The 20,985-nt window shown below is 29.0% G+C and carries 16 protein-coding genes; 6 read left to right on the top strand and 10 right to left on the bottom strand.

Translation table 11 applies throughout. The annotated features are described in order from the left end of the window. Positions 1-39 precede the first annotated feature (39 nt). Together mobC and RH98_RS01055 are read left to right on the top strand one after the other, a co-directional pair. A complete protein-coding gene (gene mobC / locus RH98_RS01060; protein ID WP_010249554.1) occupies positions 40-2,043 on the top strand; it encodes a conjugal transfer protein MobC in 2,004 nt (667 codons plus the stop codon). A gap of 99 nt (positions 2,044-2,142) precedes the next feature. Continuing rightward, a complete protein-coding gene (locus RH98_RS01055; RefSeq protein ID WP_010249553.1) occupies positions 2,143-2,394 on the top strand; it encodes a hypothetical protein in 252 nt (83 codons plus the stop codon). A 112-nt stretch (positions 2,395-2,506) separates the two neighbouring features. Here the strand turns inward: RH98_RS01055 and RH98_RS01050 are convergent, their stop codons facing one another. From RH98_RS01050 to RH98_RS01025, 6 genes are all read right to left on the bottom strand, one after another. Next, a complete protein-coding gene (locus RH98_RS01050) occupies positions 2,507-4,432 on the bottom strand; it encodes a DNA topoisomerase (protein WP_010249552.1) in 1,926 nt (641 codons plus the stop codon). 8 nt (positions 4,433-4,440) lie between these two features. After that, positions 4,441-5,718 (bottom strand): DUF3945 domain-containing protein, encoded by a 1,278-nt coding sequence (locus RH98_RS01045; RefSeq protein WP_010249551.1) that lies wholly within the window; start codon positions 5,716-5,718, stop codon positions 4,441-4,443. 101 nt (positions 5,719-5,819) lie between these two features. Next, the gene (locus RH98_RS01040; RefSeq protein WP_010249550.1) at positions 5,820-6,110 is read right to left on the bottom strand and encodes a helix-turn-helix domain-containing protein; all 291 of its coding nucleotides are present in this window, start codon (positions 6,108-6,110) and stop codon (positions 5,820-5,822) included. A 252-nt stretch (positions 6,111-6,362) separates the two neighbouring features. Beyond that, complete coding sequence (locus RH98_RS01035) at positions 6,363-6,593, bottom strand: hypothetical protein (protein WP_010249548.1); 231 nt, start codon at positions 6,591-6,593, stop codon at positions 6,363-6,365. A gap of 29 nt (positions 6,594-6,622) precedes the next feature. Beyond that, positions 6,623-7,888, bottom strand: coding sequence for a relaxase/mobilization nuclease domain-containing protein (locus tag RH98_RS01030; protein WP_010249546.1), 1,266 nt, complete (start codon positions 7,886-7,888; stop codon positions 6,623-6,625). 12 nt (positions 7,889-7,900) lie between these two features. Further along, a complete protein-coding gene (locus tag RH98_RS01025) occupies positions 7,901-8,284 on the bottom strand; it encodes a plasmid mobilization protein (protein ID WP_010249545.1) in 384 nt (127 codons plus the stop codon). 450 nt (positions 8,285-8,734) lie between these two features. Here RH98_RS01025 and RH98_RS01020 point away from each other — a divergent pair, with 450 nt between their 5' ends. Continuing rightward, positions 8,735-9,058: a winged helix-turn-helix transcriptional regulator gene (locus RH98_RS01020; protein ID WP_010249544.1), complete on the top strand. Its 324-nt coding sequence runs from the start codon at positions 8,735-8,737 to the stop codon at positions 9,056-9,058. Here RH98_RS01020 and RH98_RS01015 read toward each other — a convergent pair whose 3' ends face one another. From RH98_RS01015 to RH98_RS01005, 3 genes are all read right to left on the bottom strand, one after another. Next, positions 9,059-9,514 (bottom strand): VOC family protein, encoded by a 456-nt coding sequence (locus RH98_RS01015; RefSeq protein ID WP_010249543.1) that lies wholly within the window; start codon positions 9,512-9,514, stop codon positions 9,059-9,061. Between the two features lie 232 nt (positions 9,515-9,746). Next, the gene (locus RH98_RS01010) at positions 9,747-10,274 is read right to left on the bottom strand and encodes a hypothetical protein (RefSeq protein WP_010249541.1); all 528 of its coding nucleotides are present in this window, start codon (positions 10,272-10,274) and stop codon (positions 9,747-9,749) included. Between the two features lie 12 nt (positions 10,275-10,286). Next, positions 10,287-10,760: a helix-turn-helix domain-containing protein gene (locus tag RH98_RS01005; RefSeq protein ID WP_010249539.1), complete on the bottom strand. Its 474-nt coding sequence runs from the start codon at positions 10,758-10,760 to the stop codon at positions 10,287-10,289. Positions 10,761-12,559: 1,799 nt separating this feature from the next. On the opposite strand from RH98_RS01005, the gene RH98_RS01000 reads away from it, so the two are divergent. The 3 genes from RH98_RS01000 to RH98_RS00990 all read left to right on the top strand — a co-directional run bounded on the left by RH98_RS01000 (position 12,560) and on the right by RH98_RS00990 (position 19,546). Next, on the top strand, positions 12,560-15,604 hold the full coding sequence (locus RH98_RS01000; protein ID WP_010249536.1) for a SusC/RagA family TonB-linked outer membrane protein: 3,045 nt from the start codon (positions 12,560-12,562) through the stop codon (positions 15,602-15,604). A 77-nt stretch (positions 15,605-15,681) separates the two neighbouring features. Beyond that, positions 15,682-16,977: a RagB/SusD family nutrient uptake outer membrane protein gene (locus tag RH98_RS00995; protein WP_010249525.1), complete on the top strand. Its 1,296-nt coding sequence runs from the start codon at positions 15,682-15,684 to the stop codon at positions 16,975-16,977. Continuing rightward, complete coding sequence (locus RH98_RS00990; RefSeq protein ID WP_010249523.1) at positions 16,967-19,546, top strand: alpha/beta hydrolase family protein; 2,580 nt, start codon at positions 16,967-16,969, stop codon at positions 19,544-19,546. The genes RH98_RS00995 and RH98_RS00990 overlap by 11 nt, the downstream gene beginning before the upstream one ends. A gap of 111 nt (positions 19,547-19,657) precedes the next feature. Here the strand turns inward: RH98_RS00990 and RH98_RS00985 are convergent, their stop codons facing one another. Then, positions 19,658-20,983 (bottom strand): alkaline phosphatase family protein, encoded by a 1,326-nt coding sequence (locus RH98_RS00985; RefSeq protein ID WP_036495345.1) that lies wholly within the window; start codon positions 20,981-20,983, stop codon positions 19,658-19,660. Between the last annotated feature and the right edge of the window lie 2 nt (positions 20,984-20,985).

The raw sequence follows: 20,985 nt of genomic DNA, 5'->3' as shown, positions 1-20,985 counted from the left end.
TGATATTTTTACTTTTTAACCTCTTTAAACTTTCCTGTTATGCAAAATGAAGACGATTTAAAAGCGCTTTCAAAAATACTTTCCTTTATAAGAGCAGTTAGTGTGATAATACTACTTACCCATATGTATTTTTTCTGTTATAGCCTTTTTCTAAAAATGGGACTCACACATTTTATCATAGATAAAATAATCATGAATCTTTATAAACAGACTTCTTTTTTTAATCACCCTCTTTACTCTAAAGCTTTTGTGTGTATACTTCTTGGTCTTAGTCTTTGGGGAAACAAAGGAGTAAAAAACACAAAAATTACGCTAAAGAAAATTATAATTGTTTTCTCTCTAGGCTTTATTTTTTTCTTCTTCAACTCTTTTATTTTAAATCACCAAAAATTACTCTTTCAGATTATTTACATTATAGTTTGTTTTACAGGCTATATACTTATTCTAATATCGGGAGCTTGGGTGTCAAGGTTACTTTCTGATAATCTACTCGATGATGTATTTAACCTAGAAAACGAGAGTTTTATGCAAGAAACCAGGCTTGTTGAAAATCAATATTCTGTTAACCTGCCTAGCTTATTTTATTATAAAAAAAAGTGGCACAAAGGGTGGATTAACATCATTAACCCATTTAGAGCCACAATAGTCTTAGGCACACCAGGTTCGGGTAAGAGTTATGCGGTTATTAATAGCTTTATTAAGCAACAAATTCAAAAGGGATTCGCAATGTATATATATGATTACAAATTCAATGATCTATCCACCCTTGCCTATAATCATTTACTTGCCCATAGCGATAAATATAAAATTCAACCTAAATTCTATGTAATAAACTTTGATAATCCTATGTTTAGTCATCGCTCCAATCCCTTAGATCCAAAATTTCTTACTGATATATCCGACGCCTACGAGGCCGCTTATACTATAATGCTTAATTTAAACCGTACTTGGATTCAAAAGCAAGGAGACTTTTTTGTTGAATCTCCAATTATTCTGCTTGCCTCTATTATATGGTTTTTAAAGATTTATAAAAACGGTAAATATTGTAGTTTCCCCCACGCGGTAGAACTACTTAACAAACCCTATAAAGAAATCTTTACTATTTTAACCTCTTATGATTCCCTAGAGAATTATCTCTCGGCTTTTATGGATGCATGGAAAGGTGGAGCTCAAGATCAATTACAAGGACAAATCGCCTCGGCTAAAATTCCCTTATCGCGAATGATCTCCCCTTCACTATACTGGGTGATGACTGGTAATGATTTTTCTTTAGATATAAATAACCCAAATGAGCCAAAAATCCTATGTATGGGAAATAATCCCGAGCGTCAAAACATCTACTCAGCGGCCCTTGGGCTTTATAATTCACGTATCGTAAAACTAATAAATAAAAAAGGACAGCTTAAAAGCAGTATTATAATTGATGAGTTACCTACAATTTACTTTAGAGGTTTGGATAATTTAATTGCAACGGCTAGAAGTAACAAAGTAGCAGTATGTTTAGGTTTTCAAGATTTTTCTCAACTAAGTAGAGATTACGGAGACAAAGAAAGTAAAGTAATTCAAAATACAGTAGGTAATATTTTCTCAGGTCAGGTAGTGGGTGATACGGCCAAGATACTCTCTGAGCGGTTTGGAAAAATACTTCAAAAAAGACAGAGTATTTCCATAAATAGTAGAGAGACCTCTAGTTCGTTTTCCACTCAGCTCGATATGCTTATCCCTAGCTCAAAGATAACCACACTTAGCCAAGGAATGTTTGTGGGAGCGGTATCGGATAATTTCCAACAAAAAATACCTCAAAAAATATTTCACAGTCAAATTCTAGTAGACACAAAAAAAGAAACCCTAGAAAAAGACAATTACAAAAGCATTCCAATTCTTACCTCTTTTACAAATTACAAAGGAGAGAGTTTATTAGATAAAGCAATTTTAGATAACTATTCTAAAATTAAAAAAGACATTAATTCGCTGGTTAAAAACGAGCTTAAACGCATTGAGAACACACCTGATTTAGCCCATTTATTAAACCATAATAAATAAATTTCAATCAAATAAAAACTTAGAATTTACATTAACTTTTTGTACCTTATACAAGGTAAATTTACTTGTTTGTATTTGTAATGATAAAAACTATAAAATATGGCAAATTATTTCTGTGAATATTGCGGTAGCAAATTCGCAAATATCCAAAGCCTTACTGCTTGTAGTTGTAGGCTACATCCTTTAGGTCAACACAAAGGCAAACATAAACTATATGAAGGAGGTCAAAAAGCCCAGTATTTTTGTAAATATTGTGGAGCAAAGTTCTCAGCTTTAACAACCCTAACTAATTTATCTTGCCAAAGACATCCACAAGGCCAGCATAAAGGAAAGCACTCACCTGCTTTGTAAACTTAAAAATACAATCTTTAGTATTTGCAAAAGGGAAAGTCAAGTCTTATTTAAGATTCACTCTCCCTTTTATAATTATAATCCAGTACAATAAAATACAATATCATTTACTTTACATTTTAGCAAAATCAATCATAAGCCTTTTATCTTTATCAAGACTAGCAACAAGTTTTAACTTACCGGTTTTGTGATAATTTACAATCACCGGTTTTATAAGGCTTCCCTTTGTTAGTAGATCGCTTATTTGATTTATAGAAAAACACTGCCCGAAAATATTTCTTTTTATACTCCAAGAACATTTATTAAAACTACAAAACACATGTTTTAAATCAATAATTACTTTGTTTTTTAAACACAAAGGACATAATAAATCACTATTGTTTTGCGCTTTACAATACTTTAATACCTGTTTAAATTCCTCTAAGAGTTTAGTAGTTTTATTTGTAAAATCTTTTAAAGACAAAACTTCTTTTTGTAATTTATAGCCATAAAGCTCAAGTTGATAAAGCATTGTAAATTTAATACTGTTTTGTTTGTTAAACCTATTACCTTCTATAGCTGAAAGACTAAGAGAGTCTTTCTTATATACTACTTGTTTACTTTTAATTAAATACTCTAGAGAAAGTAAAAGCTTTTCAAAAAAATCAATAAAGAAACACAACTCGTCTTTTTTAATTTTTTCAACTTCTAAACACTTTAAAAAATCTCTCTTTACTTTATTTATCAGTCTTTTTAAAGTTACTTCTTTCTCTATATAGGGCAGTTCTATTATCTGACAACTCACCAGTTTTGCTTTAAAACTTACATCTACTTGAGTATTATAAGAGTTTACAGATTTAGAATTTTTAAATTTTAATAGCTCTGTTTGTCCGTTAATATTGCTTTTTAAAGTATAGCTTTGTTTGCTTTGACTAAGGCTACAACCTTTAACAAATCCCTTTACAATTAAATCATAAATTGCTTTTTTATCACTTGATAAAACACTAGGTAATTTATAGGTGGTTAATATTGGATAGCTCTTATATTTTAAAGACGGGGATTTAAAAAGATAGGATGACTTTTTAAACTCTAATATTTGCTGTCTTAAATTGGGATAATCTAGTAAAACGTGCAACCGTTTAGCTATTGTATCTTTTATATCACAGCTTAAAGATCTATTTAAAGTTAAGGGGTAACTAACAAACCCTTGATAGTAAAGCTCTAAGGCTAACTCAAATGTCTTTGAAAAATCAATTCCATAATACCTATAGGCTTTAAGGGCTAAAGTAATCATATCTAAGGCTTTTTTAGGCTTTAAACTACTTGGTAGAAAAGAAAAAGAAAGCCTAGATTGACAAGAAAAGTACTCTTTATAAAGCAAAGCGTTTTGTTTATTGTCGAATGTTTTATCTAAGTACAAACACCTTGTTTTATTATTTTCCTTTACCTCTAACTTTAACTGATACGTTTTTAAAGGTTGTTTTTTATATCTTTTCACGCATTTAACTATGCAATGAATAATTGCCTTATTAAAAACAGCTAAAAAGTCATTTCTATTTTCTTTAACGATGCTCTTTTCAGGTGTAATTAGACTTGATAATTCTTTGTAAATAGATTCTTTAGCCATAAAACCATTATACAAATTATCTTTTTTCTCTTGTACATCTTGGTGTATTTTAGCCAGATGCTCCAAAAGCGTTGGTCTGTAAAAACTATTGATCCACATGGTTTTAAAAGGGAGAGATAGATTTAAGTACTCATATAAATACCTTAACTGCACTTCTTTACTAGGGTGAGGTTCACTTATAAATAATAATTGTTTTGATTTTCTAGTTAAAGACTTTATTAATTTTATTTTTTTTAAAACAAGAGTATCACTTTTTAAAATAGAAATACTACCATTACTTCTTGGCGTGTTATTTCTATAAAAATAAATCTCTTGAATTGAACACACCATATACTCCTTCCCCATGTAATGCCCCCAATGCTTTTGATTAGCATTAACAAGCGCAGCTAGATAGCTTGCCACGCTTGTTTTCTGAGTTATAATTAGTATCATAAATAAATTTATTTAATCCCCATTGAAGTTTTTTTGTTTTTCTCAGGAACTATATCAGCTACGATACTTTGATTGCTTTTTTGTTTTGGATCTGTAAATGAAAAATTAGTTTTATTATTTACCCCATCATAACTAAGATATCCTTTATAGGCTTTGCCCATTTTATCAATTAGCCCATCAACCAAAATAGTCTCTCCACTTCTAAGGGCTTGTTGCTCTTTAGGGGTTAAGTCTTTTCCTCTAAAGGTTTTTAAATCTTTCTCAGGATTTTGGTATTTACTTTTCTTAACATTATCAAACAAAAACTCTATATGACCCTTGGATGCGTTGTACTGAATCTCAGCATCAAAAGGATTCCCTTTTGCCGAGGTCATTCCCTTAACAAGTACAGCCTTGCCTTGTCTGAGCTCTTGTAATTGCTCTTGTGATAAATCAACTCCTTTTATATGAGTGGGAAGCTGCATTTTCTCAACACTTACAACAGCTAAATTATTAGTTATCCTATCCACACTCACAACAGAGGCAATGCGCTCTTTACTCTCAGGGTCTAAAAGCTCCACTACCCTTCCCATATTTCCGGTTTTTAAAAGATTGTGTTTATCTACCTTAGAGAATTCATGACCACAAAAAGGTATATTTAAATTAGGAAACTTTTTTACTCCTTCAAGATTTACAACCACCTTACCGTGCTGCTCTTTCAAGCTCAGGCGAGCATCAAGGCTAAATAAAGCAGACCCTAAATCTAGATTAATCATAACAAGATCCTTTGTTTTATACCCCTTTAAAAGAGGTTCTAATAAATCCATTTCTTCAAGTTTCTCTTTAGAGAGTCCTATTTTATCAAGTGAATCCCAATCCAGATCATTTATGTTGTATTTATAAGGATTGTACTCCTTTTGTTCAACTACCGGGTTTTGCTTGATACTTTCAATACTCTGTATAACCTTTTGTGGATCGACTTGATGCTTTAAATAAAGTTCATGGTTAATTGAGTTTTTCTGATCTAAGTCTTTTTGCATGTCACGAGCCAGACTAAGGGCTAGAGATTCGGGAACTCTAAAAAAACTAAACTGTGTTGGGTTTTTTAGCTGAGAGAAAAAATTAGTAAAGAAATTAGAGAAAAAATCCCCATTTCTATCCACTTTTAAAAAAGTGTTCATATTCTCTTTAGTAACTGCATTGGTTTGCAGTACTCCATTTTTACTTAATCCCTTAACGCCTTTAATCTTATTGTCACTAGCATCACTCACTAATAATAGGTCTTGGGGTGTTTTTTCATTTTGCATAATACATTGATTTTAATTGGTTAATTCTTAAATTTAAAAGTTATACGCCCCTTTAAAATTTTTCATCTTAAAAAGGCAACTACTTGTCTTACAATTGCCTATTATCTAACAGGGGAGCTAAAGGTTTCACGCAAAAGCTGCTGAACATCGGAGAGTTTATAATACACCTTACCTCTTAATTTATAATAAGGAAGTCTTCTCTCGGAGCGATATCTTTGAAGCGAGCGATAAGAAATCTTTAGAATCTTCATTATATCTTGATTGTCTAATAACTCCTCCCCGTCTATATTTAAGGTTTGTAGTTCAAGATTGACAACGTGCTCTTTTAAACTATCTATTCTAATAACAAGTCTTTCCATCCATGAGATAAACTCAGCTTTTTTTAAAGTCATAATTCATATTTTTTTGGTTTTTAATCTACAGAGTTAGCTAACACTACAAAGCTGGTTAGATTAAAAAAAATAATTTGCCAATGGGTAAGAACCATAGCCTGTAAAAAACAGATAATACCAACCAAAACATTAATAATCAATATATTAAAAAAATAAAAAAATCTTTAAAAGCAACTTTTATTACTTTTAAAGGTTTATAAAAAATCACTAAATCAATCTTTTTGCCAATGGGTAAAAAAGTGTATAATTAGCCTATTTATTTAATTTTCTAGCTAACGCTTTAGCCGCCTTATCATCCTTTAATTTGATTAACTCATCTATTTTTTCTTTATCAATTGTTATATTTTTAAGTTTAGTTTTACTTTGACCAATAATCTTATTGTCGTGTAATTCATGACTCTTTTTAAAACAAAAGGCAATAAGTCTTCTTACCACAAAATAAAAAAGGCAAAAAACTAGTATTATAAGTATTATCTGATTCATTTACTCACGCTTTATAATTTTACAATTAACTATAGCCTTAGTTTTCTTTTCTTTCTTTTTTTATTGAGCTTAATATCTTGCTGTTCGACAGGGTTATTAAAAAACAAATTAAAAAAACTAACAAATTCACTTTGGTAAACTAAAGGGAGATTGTCTTGCAAGAAATCAAAATAAGGATGAGACTTAAAACTATTATACTGATCTTGCAACTTACCACTGCGCTTTAAAGCAAGTTTATTTAACGAGTCTTTCTTATTTATATCACTCTTTAAAGAAGTAGAATTTATTTTATGACTTAGCTCGTTACTTAGCTCTGGAAAACAAAAAACTCTTTTATAGTTATGACTAATAAAATAAAAAGTATCTTGTTTATCATCTTTAGTCTTTACCAGATTTATTCCTTGATTGTTTAAGAGTTTTTTAAAGTGATTAGCATCTTTACTTTGTTTTAAGTAATCTAGTATGATTTTTTTTATGTTTTTATTATCCTCTTTATAACTAGCACAATATTCTCTAGAGGCTCTAAAATAGTCTTGTAAAGATTCTAAGTTGTGATTGTAACTTAGCCTATAGCAGTCTATCGCCTTACTTTTCACTACTTTATTTTTATCTAATGCAAAATAATAGAGTCCTTTCATATCGTGCTTTTTATTATATAAAACAGCCTTTACATTAAAAAGATGCAAAAGAGCGTTATAGCTTTGAAAATCTTGGCATTTATAATATAAGGGTAAATTTAAAACCACCCCCTTTAATTGCTCAATTAAGTTAGATTTGGTTATATCAACAATATCAATATTGGGTTTATTTTTATGATTAAATCTTTTATTGTAAGGTGTTAAACCAAACTTATCACATAACTGCAAACTAATTTTATTGCTAAGTCTATAATCTAAATACTGATCAATTGTATTGCCTTTTATATCAACCCCAACACTGACTATATGAAGGTGTATTCTTTGAAGATCAAAGTGTTTATACACAATATAAGGCTGATTGTTATAGCCCATTTTTTGCATGTACTCCCTAGAGATTAAAACTAGCGTTTTATCACTTATTTTATCTAAAGGATGAGGATTAATAGATATATGACGTCCTGGATATCTTATGTATTGATTAAGGCGTAAATATCCCTTAAAGTAGCTGTGAAAAAAACCATATAAAGACTCCCTTTTTAAAATGCTTCTCCCTACTTTATTTAAATATAAAATACTAGCCTGTAGACTATCAACCTTTTTTTGATTGTATTTTAAAGCTGCTAATACACCTTTGTGTTTTCCTATTTTTATAATCATCAGCCCTGTTTTTTACCTGTCAAATAATTTTCTTTCAAACTCTATGGTAAGGGTAATTATCTGCCTACATAGTTTAGAAAACTCTAAAGTCAATTTTGATATCTCTAAAAGCAAGTCTTTATTTAAAGGAGTCTGTTTATTATTTACAACTAGCCTATTGTAATTTACTCCAAAGGCTTTAAAATGTAGAACAAGACTTGTTAGTTTTGCATGATATTGCAAAGCAATTGGATCAATTAAAACAGTTTCAATTTTCCTATTTAAAATATAAGAGGCTAAAAACTTACTTTTATTTTTAACCTTATATTTCAAAAGCAATTCTTGAAATCTCTCTTGCTGGTTTTTATTTAGATAAAAATGATGTTTAAATTTTTTTTCTTTATTTGAATTTTTCATAGCTGTAAGATTAGATTGGTAAAATCTATAACTTTTTTAACTGTGAAAATAAAATAGTCCTACCAAGGCTTTATTTGTTATGATAAGGCTGAAAAAACAACCTTTTATTGTAAAATAGATAATTGCTAGGTGGTGCAGTTGCTCATTTATAATTATTACTTTTTATTTTTTTAAATAATATACAAAGCCTCTATAGTAAGAATAGCTATAAACTAATTCTATTAATAGGTAGTTTTTAATCTATCATTTACTTTGTCTTTGACAGAACTATTACTTTGAAGAATGTGGTTTGAGTTACTTATCTAAACTCTGAAGATATTGGCACAAATCAAAACGAAATACTCAATTATTATTAATTAAGCTCAAATTTGTAATTTCGTATTAAATCCATCAAACATTTTTTTGTATTCAATAAGCAACAAAATTGTAACCCTGTAAAAGACAATATCTATGCGTAAAGAAAACTCCACTAATATTATAAATGAAAAAGCATTACAAGAATTTTGCAATGCTTTTAAAACCTTATCATTAATTAGTGGACGCTGGAAACTTTCAATTTTATTCAAATTGCTTAAAACTGAAACTAGCTATTCGGAGTTTAAGCTTCTTTTACCTGAGATAAGTGATCGGACACTTTCTAAACAACTCGGTGAATTAATAAAAGATGGGGTAATTTTAAAAAATAAAAACAAAGTCTCTTCTATTTATACATTAACCAGTAAGGGTAAAAAGTTAGAGAAGGTCTTAGCCGCGCTTTGCGAATTTCAAGAATAATTAAAAATCAACTTTCTCTAAGAATTCAATCACTTCTCCATTTGGGCTATATACAAGAGTGTTTCGCACTTTAACTGTTTTGGTTTCATTGGTCAAATCTATCTCAAATAGTTGCCCGCTCAAGTCTTTTGCACCACATGCAAGTGCTTGTTTTCTTGCAAGATCTGCATCTTTTACTATAAAACATATATGAAGTAGTGCATTTTCAATGTATTGATCATCTGGTTTTCTTTTCCTTCCCTGTGTTGGCATATTGGCATCCTTATCACATACTTCCAGGTAATAATTAATTGCTTTATTATAAAGCATCACACACTTTTGTAAATTGAAAGCTGGCAAAGACCAACTGTGTAGAATTTCAAAACCAAGATTTTTGTAAAATTTGATAGTTTTATCAAAGTCTATTGCTTTAATAGATACATGATGAAAACCAATAATGTTATTTTGTAAATCCATATTCCTTTATTTTTATATCTTCAAAGATATTTATCAAAGAATAAGAAAGAAAGGACTTACAAAATTGTTAGTAGCTTAGTTGATTCACTTACATTACAGGATTAAGTTAAATCAATAAAATCATCTATCTACTTTTATAAAACTCATTTTCCAATAGACCATAGAATTTCGAACATCCCTATAATTTTTATTATACAATAAGAGAATAGTTAGACTTATGACTATAAGTATTTTAAAGCTTAAAACCTTTAGGTAAAGAGGAGATGTCTAAGTGTTTTGGGTCTGCTCCATTTAATAATGCTTGTATAACCTCTTGCTTTTTTAATTTTTCAAACTCATCAAAACTTAAATCAAACATTATTTGAAGATTAACCTGAGTAATCGCTTCATTTTGATCAATAAAGTGATCTGAATACATTCTTAAGAATTGTTGCTGCAGAATTTCCTGCACCTCAAACTCTTTATATTTAAAGAAGTCACCTTGTTTAATATCAAAAATTCTTTTCAATGCTAAAAAATCATTTAATTCCTCACTTGTAATACAGTCATCTTTTAAGGTATCATTTACATATAAAAGTAAGTATTGTAAAGCATCTATTTTTATTAATTCCAACACGTTTGGATGATCTAATAAATAGTCTTTTAATTTTGCAATACTAGCATCTTGCGCTATTATAATAGATATAATTTCACCAACTTGTTTATTGTCAGAAAAATGACTCTTTACAAAATCTTTAAAATTGTTTGATAACTTATACATATGTTATAATTTTTAATTACTTATATTATAAGATTTATAATGAACATTATTTCCTATTTTTTTCTTAGTAAGTGTTTTTTCTTTAACTAAATTATTTAAAACATTAGATATAGCGCTTCCTTTTACGGACTTATTAATTAATTTATCAGATAGTAGTTGATCTCTTATATCATTTAATGATTTATAGTTGTCAAAAATACTTCTATCTATTAACTCTCTAATATTTTTTGTAAGATTAGTTTTAATTCTTATCTCAACATTACTTAATTCTATGGATGTTATATCAACATCCATCAACTCCCTCAATTTATAATCTACAGCTTTAGCATATTTCACATAAAAATCTATGTCTTTAGCTGTTCCATTTTCAATATTATCTACAGTTGATGAAGACGCACCAATTATCTTTTTTATAGTAGATTTGTTATAACCTAAACTTTCTCTCTTTGCTTTAAGTTTTTCACCAATATTTTTCTTATAAGACATAATACTTATTTTAAACAGTAAACACAAAACATCTTTTAAAAAATATATTTTGTGTTAATGAATATTTTTACTATATTTGTTTTATTATTATTGACTATTAAGCTTTTTTAGCTTAAAAACGATGTTATCTCATGCCATAAAGTCCTAAATAAAGCAGATGAGAATAACCGTGTAGTCCCTCCATGCAAAAAAGTTTTACTTTTGTATTTGCATGTGAGCGGCACTCACGTATATTTTCAACTGCACTGAGCTTTTAGCTCTCGGAGGGTTTAGGACCCCTTTGGCTTGAAAGTATATAGCCGCTCCTTGCTTTTTACAAGGATTCAATTATACTCATTAGAAACATCGTTCATATAATCAATATGAGCGATTTTTTATTTCATACCATCGCTAATACGATTCTTTTAAAGAAAAAGTAATTGTAGTGAGGTTAAAATTAAATATAGCTCATACAAATAAAGTGATGAGAAAGGAGCTACGCCCTAACTCATTACCGGGTTATCTTAACTTAAAAACACAAGTGTTTTTCATTAAGATGGATTTTTCTTTAAAGATTCGCACTCTAAAAGTAAATCCTTTCTTATTGTTTTGCAAGGACAAAACCATAAAGTGAAGAATATTTTAGGTAAAAGATGACAAAATGAGATAGTCTAGTAATTTTTTACTAGACTATCCAAGAAAACAAAAGCATTAGAACTTAACATTCTATGCTTAACACATATTTTCAATCTCTTATTCTAGCCGTCTCCCAATTAGGCTTTAAGAGATTATAAAAAGGTCTTTTGTATTAAAACACAAAGCCTTTTCCTTAAAGGACTTATCGAATGATTCATTCGAAATTTTTCAATTATTATTTATTAAACCAAAAACAATTATTAACCAAACTAAACCAACTAAACTTATATGAAACAATAAACTTGATAGAGTAATTATGGCAAATTTAAGTAAGTTAAGCATCCTGAATTTTTCCCTTTTCTTTCCTAATTACAAAAAAGTAGCGATCCTTCATCCATTTATAATATTTGATGAAATTGATTAGTTAGCGCTACTAACCAAGTTTTAGACTATTTATCTTTTTGACGTATAACTTAATGGGATATTAAGATACGCGGTAACCTTATATACCATTACCTATTACAGGTAAAACACTATAATAGGTAATGGTCTTAAACTAAACAAACACAAAACTAAAAATATCATTATCATGCATAGAAAACCTAAACCATTAGTTTTATCAGGCTAGTAAAATAGTTTTCCAAACTCTTTAAAAAAGAGATTCAACAAAAAATTTATTAATCAAAATTAATGCACTTTAAAAAACACACTTTTAAAGATGCCTAAGATAACTATTGCCTTGTTTTTCGATAAGCAACAAAACAACAACCACCACAAATACAAGGCATTAAATAAAAAAACCTATAAAAAAGGATTCACTGTACTGTTTATTAACCTTAACTAAAAACTATTTAATTATGAGAAAAAAGTCTTTTTACAACACCAAAAGTAGATTTAGGGTTCTACTTGAATAAGGTTGGTTAAATCGTGATGAAATGTTAGTAAAAAGACAAAGCACAACACACAAGCATATTTCAAAGGGATTTTGGGAATGCTATAGCGTCCTTTAGGCTATCTCCATGCTCTGTTAGCATTTTGGGAGACATGCTTAAGAGCTTTGGAGGTAGCTACATTAACCTCTTTAATAAATTAACTAACCCAATAATACAGTAGGCTTTATAGTACTACGGCAATAACAATCTTAATGATTTAATCCTATTGTATTAAAATCAACTATTATAATTATGAAAACTAAAAAATCAATTTTTATTGGTTATAGGATAGTACTGTGTTTAAGCTTTTTAAACATCTATCCTACCTATGCCGTATTAAACAATACAGAACCTCAACTCTTACAACAGCAATCTAAACTAAGTGGAGTAACCAAAGACAGTCAAGGTCCACTTGCAGGAGTAATAGTTAAGATAAAAGACACTAACAGTGGAACAATAACAGATATGCAAGGAAGATATTCCTTAAGTGTAAATATAGGAGATACCATTGTATTTTCAATGATCGGCTACAAAGAAAAAACAGTGCAATACCAAGGTGAACCTATTATAAATATAACAATGTTAGAGGATAGCTCTTCCTTAGATGAAATTGTGGTCAATGCAGGGTATTATACAGTAAAGGATCGAGAGCGAACAGGAAGCATCGCAAGAGTGACAGCTAAAGATATCGAATTACAACCAGTTATTAATCCTTTGCAAGCCATACAAGGAAGAATGACTGGGGTTAATATAACTCAAAACACAGGCGTGCCTGGTGGTGGCTTTGACATACAAATTAGAGGTAGAAATAGTTTAAGGTTTTATGGTGGCATTGGTAGCATGAATGCTAATGCTCCCTTATACATAATTGATGGAGTAATTATACCTAACAGCAATTTAGTTAATTCAACATTAGCTGCCAGTATACTCCCGTTTAACGAAACAAATCTTTTAAATGCAATAAATCCTTCAGATATAGAAAGTATAGAAATCTTAAAAGATGCTGATGCAACTGCTATATATGGATCACGTGGGGCAAATGGTGTTGTACTTATAACAACCAAAAAAAATAAATCTGATAAGCTTTCTTTTACTTTATCTTCTTCCACTTCTTTTAGTAAAGTAGCAAGAAAAATGAAACTTTTAAATACAGAGCAATTTAACAAAATGAGAGATGAAGCATTTTTAAATGATGGTATCACTACTTATCCTGAACATGCATTAGATTTAAATGGGAAGTGGGAAAGGAACAGATATACTGACTGGCAAAAAGAGTTAATTGGCGGTACAGCTCAAAATCAAAATATACAATTATCTGTTAGCGGAGGTAGCGAAACGACTCATTTTCTAATTTCGGCTGCTCAAGGCACTCAAACAACAGTGTTTCCAACAGATAAAGGTTATAAAAGAAATAATTTTCTTTTAAATGTTAATCATAGCAGTAAAGATGGAAAATTTCAATTAACATCTTCTACTAATTACTCTTTGCAAAACAACAATCTTATTGCGACTGATTTAACTAAAAATGCGCTTACTCTAGCACCAAATGCTCCAAGTTTATACAATGATGACGGAAGCTTAAATTGGAATTTCCCAGGAGATATAAACCCCGTAGCTAGTATGCATGAAACTTATCAAAATGATAACAACAATCTTGTGTTAAATGCCAATTTAAATTACGAATTAACTAAAAATTTATATTTAAAACTTAACGCAGGTTTCAACAGAAATAATGTTGAAGAGAAAAAATTAACTCCATATACTATTTACAATCCGGAAAAGAATTATACATCTGAGCAATCCAAAGCTGAAAATACTTTCCGAGATAATAAGTCTTACATACTTGAGCCACAAATAAACTATGTAACAAAAATAGGTCAGCTATCAATAAATACATTACTAGGTATGACATACCAAGAGAATAAAACAAGTGCATTGCATATTTCTGGTACTGGTTTTCAAAGTGAAGAATTTATTTCAAATATAGCTGCAGCTAAACTAAGAGGAATTAGCCAATCAGCAAATCTTCAGTATAAATATGCTGCACTTTTTACAAGAATAAACTTAAATTTAAATAGTAAATATATTATAAATTTAACAGCAAGAAGAGATGGTTCATCTCGTTTTGGTGATAATCATAAATTTGGAAATTTTGCTGCAGTTGGAGGAGCTTGGATTTTCTCAGAAGAAAATTTTTTTAAAGATTCTTCTTGGTTAAACTTTGGAAAATTAAGAGCTAGTTATGGAACTTCGGGGAATGACAATATAGGAGACTATCAATATTTAGATACTTATACATTAAATCCTAATAAATACGATGATATATCTGGCCTATCACCATCAAGATTGCATAATCCAAACTTTAGTTGGGAGAAAACTAAAAAACTTGAAGTAGCCTTAGAACTCTCAATAATAAAAGACCGAATAAATTTTGACATTGCCTATTATAGAAATACTTCTTCAAATCAACTTGTAGGAGTACCTCTTCCTGGAACAACAGGTTTTTCATCAATACAAGATAACCTTCCAGCTACAGTAGAGAACAAAGGTTGGGAGTTTACTCTAAACTTAGAGAACATAAAAACAAAAGATTTTTTTTGGTTAACAAACTTTAATATTTCTTTCCCTAAAAACACCTTACTTTCTTTTCCAAATTTAGAAGGCTCTACCTATGCTAATACATTTATTGTAGGCAAGAGCACTAGGGTTAACAAACTTTATAATTTTGAAGGTATTGATCCTGAAACAGGACATTACAAATTTACTGATTACAATAATGATGGTAAAATAACCTCTGCAGATAAGCAAATTATTAAAGAAATAAAAACAGAGTATCATGGAGGTATACAAAACACATTAACATACAAAAATTTAAGTCTAGATTTTTTATTTCAGTTTGTAAAACAAACTAACTTTAATCATAATTATAACCTAAACACACCTGGTTCTATTAACAACCAGCCTATAGAAGTTCTAAATAGTTGGTCCACAACTAATCCCAATAGTGCCTATGGCTATGTTTCAGCGGGGTATAATACACAAATGAATAATAATTTAAATTTTTTCAGATCTAGTAATGCCACTATTGGAGACGCTTCTTATATCAGACTCAAAAATATTTCTTTATCCTACTTACTCAAAATCCCTAAAGTAAAAATAGAATCACTTCGTCTATATTTTCAAGGTCAAAATCTTTGGACAATTACTAACTACTATGGTTTAGACCCTGAAAACAATTTATCTACTTATTTACCACCTCTGAAAACTTACGCCTTTGGTGTGCAACTAACTTTTTAAATCAAACTGTCATGAAAAATTCATATAATATATTTTTACTTTTTTTACTTATAATACTACTATCGTCGTGCGAAAAAATGATTGAAATAGATTTACCTTCAGATCAAATAAATACTGAAAATGCTTTTAAAGATAAACGTACTGCCCTATCTGCACTTTCTAATCTATATATAAATTTAAGAGAATCTTCTTTATTTTCTGGAAATCAACAGGGAATTGGAGCTGTTCTAGGGTTATATACCGATGAATTAAAAAGTCTTGTAAGTACTTCTACTTCTGAAAATTTTCTTATTTATCACAATATGCTTGACCCTACAAGATATACAATTTCAAATCTATGGAACACCTCTTATTCACATATATATGCAATTAATTCTTTTATAAAAGGTGTTCAAGAATCTCAAGGAATTGACGAAAAAGATAAAAAACAATTAATTAGCGAGGTTTATATACTAAGGGCTTTGTATTATCAAGCTTTAGCTCAAATATTTGGAGATATCCCCTATACTGAATCAACTAATTATAAAGAAAATACTTTTATAAAAAAAACACCTGTTTTACAAGTTTATCAAAATATTGAAAAAGATTTACTTAGTGCAGAAAATATACTCTCTACTACATATCGTTCACCGGATAAATACTATCCAAACAAAGCAGTAGCACAATTGTTACTAGCAAAAAACTATCTACTAACAAAACAATATGATAAAGCAGAGTTCTATGCTAATGAACTTTTAAATAATCCCTTCTATGCTCTAGAGAGTAATGTTTTAAAAGTTTTTAAAAAAACTGCGACTAGCACGATTTGGCAATTAAGCAATAGTTCTAATACTGCACCAACATATGAAGCGGGAACCTATATAATTTTTGTAACCCAACCATCTACAGCACTAAGTCCTACCTTATTTAACACTTACGACTCAATTGACCAAAGAAAAATTAATTGGATTGCAACTCACGATCCAACAGGAAATCTTTTTGCTTATAAATATAAAAACAGACTTGATAATCCAGATGAGTGTTCTGTAATATTTAGAATAGAAGAAGCTTTTTTTATTTTAGCAGAAGCACTTATTTATCAAAATAAAGAAAAACAAGCCATTGGATATATAAACACTATTAGACAAAGGGCAGGTTTAGCAAAATTACCTGATACTCTAACAAAAGAGCAAACTATTCTTGCGATGCTTTCAGAGGGGCAAAAAGAATTCTTTCTTGAACACGGTAGACGTTTTTTTGATCTAAAAAGAAATAACAAACTCTCACTTTTAAAAACATCAAAACCTAATTGGCAAGACAAACATGCTCTATTTCCTTATCCTGAAAAAGAATTGCTTATTAATCCAAATCTTAATCCTCAAAATGAATATTAAAATAAGATTAGTCCTATTTTTCATTTTAATTATTTGCCCTTGTGCTCAACTCAAAGGGCAAATAATTAAAGACAGTATTTACTATACAGAACTAAATAATGCCTTTCTTACAAAAGGCAATAAAATAATAATAACCAAACACTATAAATTTAACTCTAATAATGATAGTCTTTTTATTTATAATACAGATGGCAAAATTCTTCTAAAAGAAAAATATGGTAGTATGTATAAAGACTACAATGAAAATTTAGTTAAATATAATTCTGATAATAAAACAATAGAAATACTAAATATTGATTCTTTTAAAAAACAAATTATAAAAAATGTTATAGATGTCCAATTTATAGAAGATAATAATCTTCTTCTCTATGTTGATAACACTACTGACTCTTATCATTTGATTAAGGTCTTAAAAAACTCATTTAAAATAATTTGGACTTACAAAAAAAGTGATATAAATACTATTAAAATAAATGATAATAAACAAGTTATATTATTTCAATACAAAAAATTAGATAAAGGAATTGGGATAATTAATTTAAAAAATCTTAAAATAGATTATAACACTCAAGTAAAAGACTCTATTAAACATATTATTTGGGATAAAAAATTTCACATTGCTTTTCTAACACCTAATCTTTTAAGTCAAAACAACTATCCTTTTATTTATTTTTTTAATTACTTTGATAACATTATTCATAAACAAACATTAAATAGTGAAAGTAGTTATAGAGATTTTGAAGCTCTTAATAAAGAAAGCTTTAAAGTAATCTCACAATCAATACCTTTTAGTAAACCATATAATGTAAATGAACTTGAGCTTTGGAGCACTAAAGACCTAAAACTAAATCACACTATATCCTCTTCAAGCATTCAAGAACAAAGCATTCAAGGACATATCATATTTAATTATCAAAATAAAAAAGTATATCAACCTCAAAGTTTAAGTCATCATGAATCTGTAAGAATTAATGAAAATACATTTTTAATCTTTGACTCAAATCAGTATTTAAATTATTCTTATCTAAACTCCGCTAGACCAAGAGACATTAAATTATTTAATATTACTGAAAATAAGGAAACATTAATAGTTAAGGCCCAAACAAACACAGTTAACACTACTAGCTTATCACCTAATGGCAGCTTTTTTGTTTTTATAAAGAATAATATTCTTTATATCTATGACACAAAAAACAAGAAACTAGATAATAAAATTGAAATAATAGACGATGATTTAAAGCTTAGAAGTTTTATTGAAAAAATAAGAATTTGGTCTAAAGATGAGAAACACTTTTACTTCGTATCCAACTCTAGTCTAATGCGATACAACACTAAAACAAAGAAAACAGACACTTTAATTAGTGGAGAAAATTTCATAAAACGTTATAAAATATTAAATAAGCTAGAAGAATCTAAATTTAATTCAAATAATGAAATACATTCTAAAAGTATAATTGATAACAAGCTTCTAATTAATACTTACGATATAAATAACACATATTTTTCTTTGCTTGTATTAGAAAATAATAAGCAAATAGAAATTATAAAAAACACAAAAGACCATATTAGTAACGTAAAATATAGTAAGGACTTTAAAACAATTACATATACACTTGAAAATTATAATAAACCTAAAGCTATTTACTTATTTGATAATGGTAAAACAAAAAGTTTACTAAAAAGCGATATGCCAAAAAATCTATATGAATGGAAAAAACAAAAAATAGTCTCTTATAAAGATAAATATGGTAATAACTTAAAAGGTATATTGTATTACCCTAAAAATTTTGATACTAACAAAAAATATTCAATGATTACCTATATCTATGAAATGCAAAATCAAGACGCAAATAAATTTACTTATCCTAGTTATCTAAATGGTAATGGTTTCAATTTAGATATTTATCTAGAAAATGATTACTTCGTATTCTATCCTGATATTTTAACTACAAAACAAGGTCCAGGACTATCTGCATTAAACTGTATACAAGAAGCTTTAAAGATTGTATTAAAAAAGGAGAATTCCATTAATCCTGAAAAATTAGGTCTAATGGGGTATTCTTTCGGGGGATATGAAACAAATTTTATTATAACACAAACTAACCTTTTTAAAACTGCAGTAAGTGGTTCAGGTCCTACAGATTTAATTAGCTTCTACTTTTCTTATCTGTATGGTTATAATACTCCAAATATTGCCTTGTTTGAAAACGGTCAGTTTGCTATTCCTTTTGATTTTTCAAAAAACAAAAAACTTTACTTAGATAATTCGCCAATTCTATTTGCTGATAAAGTAACTACTCCTTTACTTACTTTCACAGGTGATAAAGATAAAATTGTAGATAAGAAACAACATCAAGAACTTTTTATTGCAATGCTACGTTATCATAAACCTCATATTGCCTTATTTTATAAAAATGAAGGACATGTCTTTCAAAAAAAAGAGAATCAAATAGATATAACTAAAAGAGTAATGAACTGGTTTGATTACTATTTAAAAGATTTGGATAATAAAGAAACTTTTTGGATAAAATACAACACCACCTTTGAAAAAGACAGAATATTAGAATAGTCCATTAGATAGAATTTTACCTAACAAAATTCCATTAAACCCCATAAATGGAAAATACCCCATATAAGTGTTTAACTTTTTTTGGGGTATTTTTTTATAACAATTTAATCACTATTTATTTAACTCAAAAATAGGTATAGAAGTTCCTTCAGCCTCAAGCATTTTAAACCCTAGAACATTACTAATAATAACAGGTATATCTTCTAGGTTAATACTATCAATTACCATCCCTTGCTTTAAACCACTACCATAGGCAACAAAGCCAGTATATATCTGTTGAAAATTAGGATAATAACCATGTTTTCCACCTTTACCTGCTGATACAATCTCTCCTTGTTGATTATTAGAAAACGAATATCCTAATTTCCCTGATAATGCTAATTCTACATCACTCTGCCCTCCTCTATCTTGAATCATTTCTTTAGTAATAATCTCAAACATTTCCTTATAACGTATTGGTAATTGATCAAGTACATTTTTAACCTGATTTACTATTTTTGTGTCTTTTTTATCTTTAATCTGTAATACGCAGCTTCCACCGGTTGAAAAGAAAAAGGCCCTATCTAATAAACCAGCGTCTTTTAACCAAACATTTGGGGCTAATGTGAAGTCTGTTGAAACAAATCCATGATCACCTGTTACAATAAGTAAAGTTTTCTCTTGTAAACCAGATTCAAAAATTGCATCCCAAATATTACCAATAGCTTTATCTGCACCTGCTATAGCTCTTTCAACCTCATGACCTTCTCTTCCTTGACTATGTTGAGCTCCATCAGTATTTGGAAGATGTATTGTCATTAAATTTGGCTTATAAGTTTTTATAATATAAGCTGCACTTCTTGCTAAATTTTCATCCATAGCAAGAGAGCTTAGATTAAACTGATTATAAGAGATATTTCCTAAAGCTTTATCTAATATTTCATCAAATAGTCCCTTAGGGCTTGCATGCAATTTAGTGGGAGTAATTCTATCCATTGGATTATTAAAATCCCAAATTTCTGGTAAATTATAATCAATAAAAGTATTGTTCAATGTAATAGGCCAAGATACTGACGAAGTTGTTAAACCTTGCTCTTTAGCACTTTGCCATATAGTAGGTACCTTAATATCTTTACTATCGTATATCCACTGTCCTGGTTGTCCATTATCTGCCACAGTTGTATTATAATAAATACCGTGTTTATGAGGTAAGGTTCCGGTAGATAAAGTAGTGTGAGACGGATATGTGACTGAAGGAAAAATGGTTCGCACCGCATTAGCTGATACACCTTGCTGAGCCATTTTTTTTAAATTAGGAGTTGCCCACTTTTGTTCTTGATAAAATTCAGGACGAAATCCATCAATACTTACAAGCACAACATGTTGTATTTGTTGACACCAACTCTTTACTATTAGCAAACAAATAAAGCTTAATGAGAATATTATTTTTTTTATCATTT

This window comes from Myroides injenensis M09-0166 (assembly GCF_000246945.1).
Lineage (GTDB): Bacteria > Bacteroidota > Bacteroidia > Flavobacteriales > Flavobacteriaceae > Flavobacterium > Flavobacterium injenense.
This window is presented reverse-complemented; position numbering and strand designations above follow the sequence as displayed.